This is a genomic window from Natronorubrum marinum, assembly GCF_052040125.1.
Lineage (GTDB): Archaea > Halobacteriota > Halobacteria > Halobacteriales > Natrialbaceae > Natronorubrum.
The window spans coordinates 230,941-245,479 of record NZ_JBPPFV010000002.1 but is presented as its reverse complement, the minus strand read 5'-3'; the positions used below and the strand labels follow the sequence as shown (position 1 = coordinate 245,479).

Genomic DNA, 14,539 nt, shown 5'->3' with positions numbered 1-14,539 from the left:
AACTGTCCCCAGCAGGTGGGAACAGGCGGTTTTGGTTAACCGATGGCCCGTCGAGTTACGTCCGTGATGGCACACGGACACCCCCCAATCGATCGGCGCTGTCCGCACGAGCGGGCGACGGTATCGCCCCCCGACTATCGACCGCTTGCACGCACGAGGTGGGACGATGTCTGAAACCGACGACGACGGACTGAATCTAACCCGACGAGAACTCGGTGCCGCGGCGGCGGGCGTCGCGGGAGCCTCCGGACTCGGACTCCTCGGATTCCGACGGCTGACCGGCGACACCGAAACCGACGCCGACGACGGCCCGATGAATCCCTTCGAGGAGTATCCCAATCAGGGCTGGGAAGAACACTACCGTGACGTGTGGGACCGCGACGACGCCTACATGCTCACGTGCCAGCCAAACGACACCCACAACTGCTACCTCGAGGCCTCCGTCAAGAACGGCGAGATTACGCGACTGGGCCCGTCGATGGGATTCGGCGACGCCGAAGACCTCTACGGCAATCAGGCGACCAGTCGCTGGGATCCGCGGGTCTGCAACAAGGGCCTCGCGATGATCGAGCGGTTCTACAGCGACCGTCGCGTGAAAGCCCCGATGATCCGCGAAGGATTCCTCGAGTGGTACGAGGACGGTTTCCCGCGCGACGATAACGGATCGATGCCCGCGGAGTACGCCCAGCGCGGCGAGGACGACTTCATCGAGGTCGAACACGACGAGGCCTACGAGATCGCCGCGGAGACGTTCCTCGAGATCGCCCAGCACTACAGCGGCGAGAGCGGGATGCAGTCGCTGCTCGACCAGGACTACGACGAACGCGTCGTCGAGGAGACCCAGGGCGCCGGCGTCCGGTCGATGAAGTTCCGCGGCGGGATGCCGCTGCTCGGCCCGATCAAACTGTTCGGGCAGTACCGGAACGCGAACTCCATGGCGCTACTGGACAACTACGTTCGCGACACGGGTGAGGAAGACGCACTCGGCGCGGTCGGACTTGACAACTACTCGTTCCACACCGACCTACCCCCGGGTCACCCGATGGTCACCGGCCAGCAGACGGTCGACTTCGACCTGGCGAACGTCGAGTACGCCGACCACGTGATCCTCTGTGGGATCAACTTCCTGACGACGAAGATGGCCGACTGTCACTGGCTGACCGAGGCTCGGCTGAAAGGGACCAAGATCACGGGCATCTTCACCGACTACAACGCGACGGCCTCGAAGTGCGACGAACTGACGATCGTCCGCCCGGCGACCGACTCCGCGCTGTTCCTCGGTGCTGCGCGGATTCTCATGGAAGAAGAACAGTACGACGAGGAGTTCGTCCGGAAGTACACGGACCTCCCCATGCTGGTCCGACTGGACGAAGGCGAGTTCCTTCGCGCGAGCGACGTCGACGAGGACCACGAACTCGGCGACCTCGAGAAGACGGCCACCGTCGCCGACGACAGCGAACGTCCCGGCGTCGACATCACGGATATCGACGAGCAGGTCATCACCGACGAGATGCGCCAGGAGTGGGGCGACTTCGTGGTCCGCGACGACGAGACGGGCCAACTCGAGACGGTCACTCGAGAGGAGGTCGGCGACGAGTTCGACGTCGCCGCGACGCTCGAGGGTACCTTCGAGGTCGAACTCGCCGACGGCGAGACCGTCGAGGTCCGTCCCGTCTTCGACCTGATCAAGGAGCACCTGAGCGGGACGTGGGATCTGGAGTCGACGTCGGACGTGACCGGCACTGCGCCCGAGGCGATCGAGAACCTCGCGCAGGATCTCGCGGACAATCAGGAGGAGACGCTCATCCTGACCGGGATGGGGCCGAACCACTACACGAACCAAGATCTGAAGGACCGGGCCGCCTTCCTGGTTGCGTCGCTGACCCAGAACGTCGGGAGCTTCAGCGGCAACATCGGTAGCTACGCCGGAAACTACCGGGCGGCGTACTTCAACGGCGTCTGGCAGTACACCCAGGAAGATCCCTTCAACCCCGAACTCGATCCCGACGAGGACGCCGAGGTCGACGGGCGGTTCGATATGCAGTCGGCCCACTGGTACGCCAACTTGGACGAGCCGCTGAAGGTCGAAGGCGAGTACTTCCAGGGCGACTCCCACATGCACACGCCGACGAAGTCGGTGTGGATCGCCGGCTCGAACTCCTTCCTCGGCAACGCGAAAGGGTCCTACAAGATCATCGAGAACGCCTTGCGAACGGGGCGCATCGAGTCGTTCTTCTGTAGCGAGTGGTGGTGGACGATGACCTGTGAGTACTCGGACATCGTCTTCCCGGCGGACTCGTGGGCCGAACACAACGTCCACGACATCACGGCCTCCGTGACGAACCCGTTCGTCATCACGATGCCCGAGTCCGGGATCGATCGGATCTACAACACTCGCAACGACGCCCAACACTACAAGGGGGTCGCCCAGAAGCTCGCCGAAATCACCGGCGACGACCGCTTCGAGGACTACTGGCAGTTCATCGACGAAGACGAGTACAAGGCCAAACCGTACCTCCAGCGGATCCTCGATCACTCCAACATGACGAAGGGGTACGACGTCGACGAACTGCTGGACGACGCCGCCGACGGAACGCCCGCGCTGATCATGTCCCGGACCTACCCCAAGTACGTGGGCAGCCGGCAGATCCAGGAGGACGAGCCCTGGTACACGAAGACCGGCCGGATGGAGTTCTTCCGCGAGGAGGAGGAGTTCACGCAGGCCGGCGAGAACATCCCCGTCCACCGCGAACCGATGGACTCGACGCCCTACGAACCGAACGTCCTCGTCGACGACAGTGACAGTCCGGTGATCACGCCGGACACGCCCGAGGACCTCGAGTGGGACGACGAAAGCGCCGAGGACACGAACGCACGTCAGGTTCGAAACGTGGTCAAGACGCCGACGGAACTGCTCGACAGCACGCACCCGCTGTCCGACCTCGCCGAGGGGTACGACTACATCTACATGACGCCGAAGTACCGCCACGGCGCGCACACGTTCTCGAACTCCCTGCCGAACATCGCCGTCTGGTGGGGCAACTACGGCGACATGCACCGCGAGGACGAGCGGATGCCCTACTACGGCGAGGGCTACATCGAGATGAACCCGGGCGACGCTCGCGACGAAGGCTTCGCCGACGGCGACTACGTGTGGGTCGACGCCGACCCACAGGACCGGCCGTACTACGGCTACGATCCAGAGGACGGCGAGGACGACTACGCCCGTGCGATGATGCGGGTGCGCTACCAGCCCGGACTGCCCGAAGGCGTCACCCGGAGCTGGATGAACGTCAACCAGACCTCACACAAGACCTACGAGGCCCAGGAAGAGCGCGACGACGGGATGGCCAAAGCCGAGGACACCGACTACGTGTCCCTCTACCGCAGCGGCGGCCACCAGAGCGCGACGACGTCGTTCTTCCGGCCGACCCGGCTGACCGACAGTATGGCCCGCAAGGATATGGCCGGCCAGAACATCGGCGAAGGGTTCGCCGCGGACGTCCACTGTGCGAACGGCGCACCCAAGGAAGCGTTCGTCAAGATCGAGAAGGCCGAAGACGGCGGCATAGACGAGGATGGCGAGCCTGACGGAGAGTGGGCTCCCAACGAGAAAGGGATCCGACCCGCCAACGAGAACGAACGAATGGAGCAGTACCTGAGCGGCGGCTTCGCGAGCGAATCCGACGACTAACACGAGGTGACCACCAATGGCAGAAGTATACAACTGGCAGATCGGACGCGAGATGGAATTCCCGTACGCCGAATCCCGCCCGGACCGACAGTGGGGCGCGGTGTTCGACATCAACAAGTGTATCGCATGTCAGACATGTACGATGTCGTGTAAGACCACTTGGACCCACGGCGAGGGTCAAGAGCACATGTTCTGGAACAACGTCGAGACCAAGCCCTACGGCTCCCACCCGATCGGGTGGGACCAGGAGGTCCTCGACCGGCTGGGTACCCAGGAATGGGGGTCCGATGGCGTCTACGAGGGCGATACGATCTTCGAGGCCAACGACGTCGACTGGGACGACATGCTGATCGACGACGATCTGGGCAACATGCACGGTGAGGATATCGTCGGCTACCGCCCCGACGATCAGGACTGGGCGCATCCGAACATCGGCGAGGACGAGCCGGCAGGCGAGTCGTTCGAGTCGGACACCCACATCTCGGAGCAGGAGGAGACCCACCCGATGTGGTTCTTCTACCTCCCGCGAGTGTGCAACCACTGCTCGTTCGCCGCCTGTGCCGGTGGCTGTCCGGTCCAAGCGGTCTACAAACGGACCGAAGACGGTATCGTCCTCATCGACGAGGACAGCTGTCAGTCGGCCCAGGAGTGCGTTCGGGCCTGTCCGTACGGTAAGTCCGTTTACAACCCCGCCGAGAACGTCTCACAGAAGTGCGTCGGCTGTTACCCGAAGATCGAAGAGGGAATGGTCCCGCAGTGTTTCGAGAACTGCCTCGGCAAGATCCGTCAGCACGGCTGGATCAACCCGCCGGATGAAGCGGACCCGACCAATCCGATCGACTTCATGGTCCACGAGGCCGAGGTCGCGCTGCCGCTGTACCCACAGCTCGGCCTCGAGCCGAACGTCTACTACGTGCCGCCGATCAACGTGCCCGACGACTACCTCTACCAGATGTTCGGCCCCGGCGTCGAGGCGGCCAAAGAGACCTACAAAGCCGCTCGACGCGGCGACGAGGAACACCGGAAGCTTCGCGGCCTGCTCCACCTGATGGGCTCGACCGAGTGGCGCGTCGAGGAGTTCGAGGTCACCGAGGACGAGGCGATCGGCTACGACGGTAGCGGCTCGACCGTCGCTCGCGTCCCGATGGAGGAACCGCAGTACGAGCGTGAACACTACGACGAACAGAACGACGCCTACCGACTCGACGTCACGTAACCATGACTCCAGACACACACGTCCACCGCGCACGACTGTACAACCTCGCGTCGCTGGCGTTCGACCGCCCGGGCGACGAACTCGAGGCGGCCCTCGTCTCCGGCGAGTTCGTCGAGCAACTGCTCGAATCGGCCGCCCACTTCGAGGACGACGAACTCCGGGATCGAGCCGAGGCGGTCGCCGAGGCCGCCCCGACCGATCCGGACGAAATCGACGACCGCTACTCCGACTGGGCGGCGCTGTTCGGCTTCGAGGAAGGCGGTGAGATCCAGCAGTACCAGATCGAGTACGCCCCCGGAACCCTCGTGACCAGCACGGACACGCTGGCGGACCTCTCGGGGTTCTACAAAGCATTTGGGCTGTCGCTAACCGAAGCGAATCGGGAACGGGCGGATCACCTCTGCCTGCAACTCGAGTTCCTCTCGTACCTCTCGCTCCAGACGGCCTCCCTCGAACTCGACGAGGACCAAGACGGCATCGATATCGTCACCAACGCACAGGGTGACTTCCTCGAGGATCACCTCGGTCGCTGGATACCCCGGTTCGCCGAGACGGTGCTGGACGAAAGCGACGTGGCGTTCTACCGGACGCTCGCGGAACTGGTCGAGCGACTCGTGGAAATCGACGCCGAGCGATTCGACGTCGAACCCGACGTCTTCGACGAGACGCCGCCCTCGCCGCTGGAGGGGTTCACCGACACCGACGAGGGCGATTTCCGCTGTGGAACCTGTGGATCGACGCCGTCGCCAGCTACCGGACAGCAATCGGACCCGCCGACCCAGCCCCAACCGCCACGAGGCGACCGCGATGGCCCGTACTGAGTGACCGAGGGACGGCCACTCGAGTCCGACATCGTGCCACCTCAGTCCGACCGTCGCTTGCCATCGATCCGCTGGTCGACTCCTAATATCGCTCTCCGGTCCGAAAACGGACCGCACCGGTCGCCAGTACTCGGCTCACAGGTGGATACTGGAGTCCTCGAGTCGGGCCGGATCGGCCTCGGTTCGTTCGTTCGAACGTGTCTTGTATTCGGCTCCCGTACGGAGCCGTTATCGCATGAGTAACGGCGCTTCGCCTCGAATTATCTCGCTGGCCGGCCCGAGCGATTCCGGCAAGACGACGCTCGTCGAGACCCTCGTGCCGAAACTGGCCGAGCACGGGCGCGTCGCGACCGTCAAGTCGATTCATCACGATATCGAGATCGATACGCCCGGAACCGATACGCATCGCCACCGAACTGCGGGTGCCGAAACGGTCGTCGGCGTTACTCCCGAACTCACCTTCGACATCAGCACGCGCGGGAAGCGCGATCCACCCGACGCACCCGACGGTAGCGACGTCTTCGGCACCGACGTTGCCGACGTGGACGATTCCGAACTGCGAGCCCTCGCGAGCACGCTCGCTCGCCTCGAGCGCCGGGGCTACGCGTTCGTCGTCGTCGAGGGCTTCTCGGCGGCCCCCCTGCCGACGATTCTCGTCGGTGACCGCGACCCGTCCGCCGTCGGCGGCGAAATCGTCGGTCGCGGATCGGACGCCGTCGACGACCTCGTGGCGACGATCCGTTCGCTCGATCCCGTTTCCGTTCTCGAGCGTCCCGGAGACGGGACTTGAAGACGAGTTCCTCGAGAGCGACGATCGGTAACGACGGTCCGTTCAGGACGCGGATAGCGGTCGACGACGCTCCTCCTAGGACGGGAAACGCGTCGACCGGACCGGCGGTCTGGGGGACCACCCGGTAGGATCGATCAGGCCCCGGACCAATCGACCGGGACTGCTGCTAGTCCGACGTTCCCCCTACACCCCGATATAGACCGTCACGGCACCACTGACAGAATTCTGATAACAAGCCAGGAAGGTCTGTCATTCGGAAGCAATAATTCAAACTGTAATTCGTCTTCATCACGGCTAATCCCTTTGGAAGTGGGGTTATTGGGATCGTCGTCGTAGCATTGGTTGAGAATCATGACATCGATTGCAGACATCGAGATTCCCGCGGCGGGAACTGGCGCTGGCGAGCTGTTCGAGGCCGTCCCATCGCTCACCTGCGAGATGGAGCGAGTGATCGCCTCGAGCGGGCACGGTCTCTGGCTGTCGGGTCCGTCACAGGACGCCGTCGAGGAGGCACTGGACGACGCCACCGCGATCGGTGGCTACGCGTTGATCAACAGCGACGAAGACCGGTGGCTGTACGACATCGAGTTCGAGCCGGACACCGTCGACGTCTTCGATCTGGTTATCGCAGAGAAGGGGACGGTCCTGAGCGCGTCGGCCTCGAACGGCACGTGGCTGCTGAGCATCCGGTTCACCGACCGGGAGAGCGTAAGTTCGCTCTACGACCGACTCGACGAGGAGGACGTCGCACCGACGATCGTTCGCCTGTTCGACCTGGCCGAGGAGAGCCACTCCCAGTGTGGGCTCACCGCTCGCCAGTACGAAACGCTCGTCGCGGCGATCGACCACGGCTACTTCGAAATCCCGCGCGAGGTGTCGATGCAGGAGCTCTCGGAGGAGCTGGGAATCTCCCACCAGGCGCTCTCCGAGCGACTCCGCCGCGCCTACCGCGCCCTCGTCACCTCGGAGCTGAACGTCTCCGAGGACGAGACCGTCGCCCCGCCGATGCCGTCCGACTGAACCGACTTCCAGTAGCCGACAGCTATCGCTCGAGACTGCACGACGCTGGCTGCCATCCGGCATTCCGGCAGTCGATGTTTTCACGCGAAATCGTCGCCAGACAGAGTCGTCGAGCGACCGCTCGGTCGGTGGCCGACGCCGCGACTGCGAACGAGTACCGTTATGTCGCGCGCCAGTCACTGTCGAGCTATGCACGTTGATACCGACGACGGGATCCTGCGAATCGCGTTCGATCGACCGGGTGCGCTCAACGCCATGACGAGAGAGACCGCCGTCACGCTCGCCGACACGATCGAGGACGCCGCGCCGGAGGAACACCACGCGATCGTCCTCACGGGCGAGGGCGACGCGTTCAGCGCCGGCGGCGACCTCCAGGCGCTGGCTGAGGGCCCGGCTTCGGCGCGGGACGCCTACGAATCGGTCACCGACAGCTTCGGACGGGTCGTCGAAGCGATGCTCGAGTCCGCCGTGCCGATCGTCGCGAAGGTCAACGGCGACGCCATCGGCGCCGGACTGGCGGTCGTCGCGCTCGCGGACATCGCCTACGCCGCCGAGGACGCGACGTTCTCCTGTGCGTTCGTCCGCGTCGGTCTCATCCCCGACACCGGCGGGACGTTCATGCTCCCGCACATCATCGGTCTCCGCGCCGCGAAGAAACTCGCGTTCACCGGCGAGTTCTTCGGCGCCGAGCGGGCCGCGGACCTCGAGTTAGTCAACGAGACGGTGACCGCCGACGAACTGGACGACCGCGTCGAGGAGACCGTCGAGCAACTTCGAAACCGGCCGACCGAGATCGTCGGCATGATGAAACAGGCGATGCACGAGAACATGGGTCGCCACTGGTCGGAGGCCCTCGACTACGAGAACCTCCTACAGGTCCAGGCCCGAACTTCCGAAGCCCACGAGGAAGGCGTCTCGGCGTTCCTCGAGGGTCGCGATCCCGAGTTCGACTTGTAACCGTCTCGACACGTCGGATCCGGACGTCGATAGGATCCGATACGGGACGTATCACTACTCGAACCGCAAGCCACCGCAAGCACCACCAACTTCCACGGGTTCGCCGTCTAGCAGAGTGTAATGTCTCCAGAGTTTACCGACGACGACATCGGCAAGACAGTTGTGAACGCAAACGGCGACGAGGTCGGTCTCGTCGCGGACGTCGAACACGGCACAGCCCACGTCGAACCCGACCCCGGAATCACCGACACGATCAAAGCGAAACTCGGGTGGGGCGGCACCGACGACGATACCTACCCGCTCCAGGAGGGCTCGGTAGCCCAGGTGACGAGCGACGAGGTCCACCTCGAGAGTGATCTGTCCGGCAGCGCTGGCGGCGGTGCCACCAGCGCCGGTGGGGCCACGGACCTGGACGCCGGATCCACCAGAGATACTGACGCCGGTACCGGAACGGACCGCGGAACCGGTACGGGTGATGACGACCTGATCGGTGACGACGACGACGATCTCATCGGCGATGATAACGACAGGCATGCTGACAACGACGACGACCTGATCGGCGATGATAACGACAGGCATGCTGACAACGACGACGACCTGATCGGCGATGATAACGACAGGCATGCTGACAACGATGACAGCCTGATCGGCGACGACGACAACGATGGACTCACCGACGATGACGACGACCTGATCGGCGACGACGACGATGACGATGTCCTCGACGACCGAGACACTCGGTAGTCCCGATCACGACGTCGTCTCGAGTCACCGCCGGAAGGTGCCTTCGAAACCGCTCTTTTTGTTCGACTGGATCACGACTGCCGATCGACCGCTCGAGGAGACGCCCGTCTCACGAGATCGCGAACGGTCCGACGTCTCGATCGACGGCGTCAAAAAACCGATATCTGGGGCTGGCTATCGACACGACGTAACCCAACGTGTGAACGGCTGGAGAGCGAGCGGTGCTACTCTTCTTGTTCGTCGTCCTCGTCGTCGGTGCCGTTCCGTCCTCGTTCGGCTGAGACCTCCATGTCGTCCTGTGGCATCTCCTCCTGGTCGAAGTCCCGGTCGATCGACTCGTCGGACGAGTCGAACTCTCCCGGGGACGAGCCACCGTCGTGCTGTCCCTGAGCGATCGGCTGTCGCTGCCGATCCTGCTGGGACCCACGCCGGTCCGTGTCGATTCGCTGCGAGTACTGCCCCCGTTCGTTGCGAGGCTGCGACGACTGCCCTCGCGGCGTCGACTGGCCGACCTCCCGATCCTGTCGCCGGTGTTCCTGCTCGCGTCCTCGAGCCGGTCGGTCGCCGCCGCGTTGCTGCGGCTGCGATCGCTGCTGTGTCTCGTGGCCGAACGACCCCTGCTGGGAGCCCGCCCCGGTCGGCTGAGAGTGTGACTCGTCGGGCCGTGATTGAGACTGCCGTCCGGCGTGAGACTGAGATTGCTGGCCGGACTGGCTGCCAGGCCCCATCTGTTGAGCTCGTTGCTGGTCGGCCGGTCCAGACGCTTCGCCGCCGTACGTCCCCGCCTGTGAGACCCACTCGCCAGTCTGGGGATACTGCCGTTCCTGCTGGTGGGTGTGTTGTCCCATCCGCTGGCTGGACTGTGGCTGATCAGCCATCTGCTGATGGGGTTGCTGCTGCCCACCCATCTGCTGATCGGGTGGCTGTTGTCCGCCCGGTTGCTGCCCGCTCGTCCGACCGGTCGACCGCTGGTCGCCCATCTGGCCGCCGAACTGCTGTCCGGACTGGTGCTGACCCCCCATCCGCTGCTGGCTTCCGAACTGCTGGTCCGACTGTCCCATCCGTTGGCCGGACTGGTGCTGACTCCCCATCTGTTGGCCCGGCCCCGGCTGGGCCTGCGTGGCCGCCTGCATCCCCTTCTCCATCGCGCGTTCCATCTCCGGCATGACGGCCTCGAGTCCCTGCAGATAGCTCTCCATCATCGACTGAGTGAACCGCTGGCCGGGGAATCCCTGCATCATCGACTTCGTAATTTCGACACCCTGTCTCTGGGCCGTGTCCTGCCACTGCATCGCGCTCAGGGTCATTCGCGCGATGTTCCGCTGAAGATCGATCGCTTGTTCGATGGCCGCCTGCCCCTGATTCATCGTCGACTGCTGGAGCTGTTCGGTCGGTTCGTGCCGGGACTGTTGGAATTGCTGGTTGTCTCTCATCGGAAATCACTCGAGGATCGTCGATCCTCGCTCACCCAGCAGGGAGACGGAGGGTTCAATAAAAGCCGCCGTCAGTTCCACGCGGAAGAACGACACCAACTTCTGAAACGACGCCCGCCGCTCGAGCGGCGGTTCGAAACGACGCACAACGATCGAAAACCGTGAGGCTCGCTTTCGCGGTGGACGGGTCCCGCGCGATTGCGGGAGACATCGCGTATCGCCCGGTGCGACGATGGCGTTTTGCCGAGTAATAGACGATTAGCGACGCTCGAGTTCCGTTCAGGCGTCCGACTCCGGATCGCCGTGAGTTACGCCGTCCCGTTCGTCGGCCTGCATACGTCGTAGCGCTCCCCGGGCGTTGCTCGCCTCGTAGCCAAAGAAGACGTCCTTCCCGTAGGCGTCGGCGACCTCGGTGGCGTGGATTAGGTTGTCGATATCGATGTTTACTGCGTACAACTCGATATTAAAAGGTGTCTCGAGCGCGCTCTCGAAGCCCCGGGCGATCGTCTCGAGCCAGTACGTCGTCTCGTAGGCCATGTCGTACAGCGGGACGACGAACTCGTCGACGTGTTCTTCGAGGGCCTCGAGGTCGATTCCCGCGCGCTCGTAGAGGTGGCCCGGATAGGGATCGGGGTAGAGGGTCATGTAGACGGTCCCGGGGATGCGCTCGACGGCTTCCTCGACGAATTCGGTGATAACGCTCGCGCGCCACTCGAATCGGTCGTCGTACTCGCTCGCTTTGAACGACTCCTCGCAGACGCCACAGCGGCAGTACTCGGCGCGCGGGAAGCCGATGTCGTCGAGACGAACGTCCTCGTTGGCCGCGACGCAGTCGTCGATGATCTCGAACAGGCCTTCGCGGTAGTCCTGTCTGGAGGGACAGATGTAGGCCCAGTCGAAGTACGTCCGATCGCGCGTGGCCGGCCGTCCGAGGTCGTCGACGGCGACCAACGACGGATCGGCGTCCGCGGCGGCGTTGTCGCCGAAACAGGACACCATGTTCACGCCGTCTTCGATCGGTTCGGCGGACCGGCCGGTGACGTCTTTGACCTCGTAAAAGCCGCGGTCGAACTCCGGCCAGCGGACTTCTTCTGCGTTACGCGTGACGACGCCGTACATACTGTCGGGTACGGCGCCGCATCCGTAAGCCGTTCGGAATCGAACGGTTCTCTCTACTTACTCGACTGGGTCGTACTCGACCTCTTCGATATCGACGTCGGAGGAGCCGCTGAGCACGACTTTCCAGAGGACGGCGATGACGAACAGGGCGACCAGGATTTTGACTGTACGAGACATGTACAGCTAGACACTACATTGCATCCCACTTAGATATTCTGGATAGTTTTCTAGAAATGAAGAACGGTTTGCCGGATTCCAGTCGTCGACGCTGTGCGGCCCTCAGGTGTCGATCAGCGCCGCGATCTCCTCGCGGACGATCGTTCCGCAGTACGCACAGCGGACGCCGTCGTCGAGCACCTCGAACTGGGACGTGACCGGTTCGTCGCCCGTCGTGATGCAACCCGCGTTGGGACAGGAGAGCACGTCTTCGACGATTTCGGGGCGGTCGACCCGGTGTTTCTCGATCACCTCGTAGTCCCGGACGATGTTGATCGTCGCGTCCGGCGCGATCAGCGAGAGCACGTCCACTTCGTCCTGGCTGAGTTCCCGACCTTCGACCTTCACGATGTCCTTGCGCGCGAGTCGATCCGACGGGACGTTCATCCCGACCGAGAGCTCTTCGCCCTCGCTGCCGTCGATGCCGAGAATCGCCAGCACGTTCAGCGCCTGCCCCCCGCGAACGTGGTCGATTACGGTGCCGCTGCGGATCTTGCTGACGCGCAACTGGTGGTCGTCGCCGTTCTGGGAATCACCGCCGTCTGCGTACTCGTCGCGTCCGTTACTCATCGTCATCACCTCCCTCCCGCAATAACAGATCGAGCAGCGCCATCCGTACCGGCACCCCGTTGTGTGCCTGCTCGAAGTAGGCCGCGCACTCGGTCTCGTCGATCGCCGGGGCGATCTCGTCCACCCGCGGCAGCGGATGCATGATCGTCAGATCGTCGCTCGCGGCCTCGAGCGTCTCCATATCGATCTGGTACTCGCCGGCGACCTTCTGGTACTCCTGTTCGTCCGGGAATCGCTCGCGCTGGATGCGGGTGACGTAGAGTACGTCGAGCGAGGGGAGCACCTCCTCGAGCGAGTCGTGTTCGCGGATGCCGGCGCCGCCGTCGGCCTGGTGGAGGTCGTAGACGACCTCGCGAGGCAACTGAAGACTTTCGGGGCTGATGAAGTGCTGGCGCGCGTCGAAGTTCGTCAGCGCGTAGGCCAGCGAGTGGACGGTTCGGCCGTACTTCAGGTCGCCCATGATCCCGATGGTGAGGTCGTCGAGTCCGGCGTTCTCGCGGATCGTATAGAGATCGAGCAGCGTCTGCGTGGGATGGTGGCCCGCGCCGTCGCCGGCGTTCAACAGCGGGACGTCGACGAACTCGCTGGCCATCGTCGCCGCGCCCTGCTTGGGGTGGCGCAGGACGAGCGCGTCGGTGTAGCCCTCGATGACCCGAACGGTGTCGGCGAGCGTCTCGCCTTTTTTGACGCTCGAGGATTCGACCGAACCCATGTCGACGACGTCGCCGCCGAGGCGTTTCATCGCAGTTTCGAAGCTCATCTTCGTCCGCGTACTCGGTTCGAAAAAGAGCAAGCCGAGCAATCGGTTCGCGTGACGGTCGGCGACGGCCGACGGATCGTCGTCGATTTCGGCCGCCCGATCGAGGACGGTCTCGATGTCCGCCCGCGAGAGTTGTTTGCTCGTGATGAGGTGATCGTGTCGCATTCGTTCGTGTTGGCTCCTGCCGAGCCCTTGAATCTCTCCATTCGGCGTCGTCGGTAGACTCCGGATGGACCAGCCTCCCTCATACGGTTTACTGTAAGTCATTTCCGGCCCGACCGCGAGCCGTCCTGCGGTCGGGCCGGTAAATCGTTACAGCAATCCGTATCAGAACCAGCCGACGATCAGTTCGGCATACACCGTGACCCCGCAGAGCGCGTCGGTGGCCGCCCCGCGTCGCCGCGCTCGGACGTCGGCAAAGAGCTATCCACCAGTATATTTACAGCGCAAACTGATTTGTTTCTAAGAATTGATTCGAAGCCAAAGAGTTATGCGGGCGCTGTGGCTACTGATCACAATTGTATGGTCGGTCGACTGGATACCGGGATCGACGTGCTGGATCGGAAACTCGACGGTGGGTTACCGCCGGGGTGTATCGTCGCGTACACCGCCCAGCCGGCCAGCCAGTCGGAGCTTCTCCTCTACGAACTCACGGCCGCCCGCGGCACCCTGTATCTCTCGACCGAGCGCTCCGACGACGCCGTCCGTCACGCGATCGAGGCCTCACCCTCCGAAGTCGGCAGTCCGACCGTCCGACACGTTACCAGCGATGACCCGCTCGAGGAGGCGACCCGGCTCATCGGTGCACTCCCCGACGGGGCAAATCTCATCATCGACACGATGGACGTTCTAGAAGGCGCCGAGACCGACGAGTACGTTACCTTTCTCAACGAACTCAAGTCACAGATGCTCGAGACCGGTTCGATCGCAGTGTTACACTGTCTGGAAGGCGACGACGTGCCCGACGGACGAACGCGGACGATCCACGCCGCCGACGCCGTCTTCGATCTCCGGACCAAGACCGCCGGCAGCGAACTCGAGAACCACCTGACGATTCCCAAGTTCCGCGGCGGTGCCCAGCCGACCGAAGCGATCAAACTCGAGTTAACCGAAGAGGTCGCGATCGATACGAGCCGGGATATCGCCTGAACAGACCCACGCGGACACGCCCGGTCGCAATTTGGCCGCACTTGCCGAGC

General features: G+C 63.6%; 12 protein-coding genes. 8 read left to right on the top strand and 4 right to left on the bottom strand.

Translation table 11 applies throughout. From position 1 onward, the window contains the following. Positions 1-166: 166 nt before the first annotated feature. From ACSFC5_RS10840 to ACSFC5_RS10810, 7 genes are all read left to right on the top strand, one after another. Positions 167-3,694 carry a molybdopterin-dependent oxidoreductase gene (locus ACSFC5_RS10840; RefSeq protein ID WP_440765265.1) on the top strand — a complete coding sequence of 1,176 codons (3,528 nt, stop codon included), beginning with the start codon at positions 167-169 and terminating at the stop codon, positions 3,692-3,694. A gap of 16 nt (positions 3,695-3,710) precedes the next feature. Continuing rightward, entirely contained in the window at positions 3,711-4,910 is a 1,200-nt protein-coding gene (locus tag ACSFC5_RS10835) for a 4Fe-4S dicluster domain-containing protein (protein WP_440765264.1), read from the top strand. Positions 4,911-4,912: 2 nt separating this feature from the next. Continuing rightward, complete coding sequence (locus ACSFC5_RS10830) at positions 4,913-5,731, top strand: TorD/DmsD family molecular chaperone (RefSeq protein ID WP_440765263.1); 819 nt, start codon at positions 4,913-4,915, stop codon at positions 5,729-5,731. Positions 5,732-5,966: 235 nt separating this feature from the next. Continuing rightward, positions 5,967-6,521, top strand: a complete 555-nt coding sequence (gene mobB / locus ACSFC5_RS10825) for a molybdopterin-guanine dinucleotide biosynthesis protein B (protein WP_440765262.1) — start codon at positions 5,967-5,969, stop codon at positions 6,519-6,521. A gap of 351 nt (positions 6,522-6,872) precedes the next feature. After that, the gene (locus ACSFC5_RS10820) at positions 6,873-7,541 is read left to right on the top strand and encodes a helix-turn-helix domain-containing protein (protein ID WP_440765261.1); all 669 of its coding nucleotides are present in this window, start codon (positions 6,873-6,875) and stop codon (positions 7,539-7,541) included. A 189-nt stretch (positions 7,542-7,730) separates the two neighbouring features. Further along, positions 7,731-8,498 (top strand): enoyl-CoA hydratase/isomerase family protein, encoded by a 768-nt coding sequence (locus ACSFC5_RS10815; protein WP_440765260.1) that lies wholly within the window; start codon positions 7,731-7,733, stop codon positions 8,496-8,498. A 120-nt stretch (positions 8,499-8,618) separates the two neighbouring features. Continuing rightward, positions 8,619-9,242 carry a DUF8593 domain-containing protein gene (locus ACSFC5_RS10810; protein WP_440765259.1) on the top strand — a complete coding sequence of 208 codons (624 nt, stop codon included), beginning with the start codon at positions 8,619-8,621 and terminating at the stop codon, positions 9,240-9,242. A gap of 224 nt (positions 9,243-9,466) precedes the next feature. Here the strand turns inward: ACSFC5_RS10810 and ACSFC5_RS10805 are convergent, their stop codons facing one another. The 4 genes from ACSFC5_RS10805 to pyrB all read right to left on the bottom strand — a co-directional run bounded on the left by ACSFC5_RS10805 (position 9,467) and on the right by pyrB (position 13,505). Further along, on the bottom strand, positions 9,467-10,675 hold the full coding sequence (locus ACSFC5_RS10805) for a hypothetical protein (protein WP_440765258.1): 1,209 nt from the start codon (positions 10,673-10,675) through the stop codon (positions 9,467-9,469). 279 nt (positions 10,676-10,954) lie between these two features. Then, complete coding sequence (locus ACSFC5_RS10800) at positions 10,955-11,794, bottom strand: hypothetical protein (protein WP_440765257.1); 840 nt, start codon at positions 11,792-11,794, stop codon at positions 10,955-10,957. A 279-nt stretch (positions 11,795-12,073) separates the two neighbouring features. Then, the gene (gene pyrI, locus ACSFC5_RS10795; protein ID WP_440765256.1) at positions 12,074-12,580 is read right to left on the bottom strand and encodes an aspartate carbamoyltransferase regulatory subunit; all 507 of its coding nucleotides are present in this window, start codon (positions 12,578-12,580) and stop codon (positions 12,074-12,076) included. Next, on the bottom strand, positions 12,573-13,505 hold the full coding sequence (pyrB, locus tag ACSFC5_RS10790; RefSeq protein WP_440765255.1) for an aspartate carbamoyltransferase: 933 nt from the start codon (positions 13,503-13,505) through the stop codon (positions 12,573-12,575). Before pyrB ends, pyrI begins: the two co-directional genes overlap by 8 nt. A 357-nt stretch (positions 13,506-13,862) precedes the next feature. Here pyrB and ACSFC5_RS10785 point away from each other — a divergent pair, with 357 nt between their 5' ends. Then, positions 13,863-14,489 (top strand): RAD55 family ATPase, encoded by a 627-nt coding sequence (locus ACSFC5_RS10785; protein ID WP_440765254.1) that lies wholly within the window; start codon positions 13,863-13,865, stop codon positions 14,487-14,489. Positions 14,490-14,539: the final 50 nt, after the last annotated feature.

What these genes read in the sequence shown, in the direction of transcription:
- ACSFC5_RS10840 (WP_440765265.1), top strand. Translation starts at nt 167, where the DNA reads ATGTCTGAAACCGACGACGACGGACTGAATCTAACCCGACGAGAACTC.
- pyrI (WP_440765256.1), bottom strand. Translation starts at nt 12,580, where the DNA reads ATGAGTAACGGACGCGACGAGTACGCAGACGGCGGTGATTCCCAGAAC.
- ACSFC5_RS10800 (WP_440765257.1), bottom strand. Translation starts at nt 11,794, where the DNA reads ATGTACGGCGTCGTCACGCGTAACGCAGAAGAAGTCCGCTGGCCGGAG.
- ACSFC5_RS10810 (WP_440765259.1), top strand. Translation starts at nt 8,619, where the DNA reads ATGTCTCCAGAGTTTACCGACGACGACATCGGCAAGACAGTTGTGAAC.
- ACSFC5_RS10805 (WP_440765258.1), bottom strand. Translation starts at nt 10,675, where the DNA reads ATGAGAGACAACCAGCAATTCCAACAGTCCCGGCACGAACCGACCGAA.
- ACSFC5_RS10815 (WP_440765260.1), top strand. Translation starts at nt 7,731, where the DNA reads ATGCACGTTGATACCGACGACGGGATCCTGCGAATCGCGTTCGATCGA.
- mobB (WP_440765262.1), top strand. Translation starts at nt 5,967, where the DNA reads ATGAGTAACGGCGCTTCGCCTCGAATTATCTCGCTGGCCGGCCCGAGC.
- ACSFC5_RS10830 (WP_440765263.1), top strand. Translation starts at nt 4,913, where the DNA reads ATGACTCCAGACACACACGTCCACCGCGCACGACTGTACAACCTCGCG.
- ACSFC5_RS10785 (WP_440765254.1), top strand. Translation starts at nt 13,863, where the DNA reads ATGGTCGGTCGACTGGATACCGGGATCGACGTGCTGGATCGGAAACTC.
- ACSFC5_RS10820 (WP_440765261.1), top strand. Translation starts at nt 6,873, where the DNA reads ATGACATCGATTGCAGACATCGAGATTCCCGCGGCGGGAACTGGCGCT.
- ACSFC5_RS10835 (WP_440765264.1), top strand. Translation starts at nt 3,711, where the DNA reads ATGGCAGAAGTATACAACTGGCAGATCGGACGCGAGATGGAATTCCCG.
- pyrB (WP_440765255.1), bottom strand. Translation starts at nt 13,505, where the DNA reads ATGCGACACGATCACCTCATCACGAGCAAACAACTCTCGCGGGCGGAC.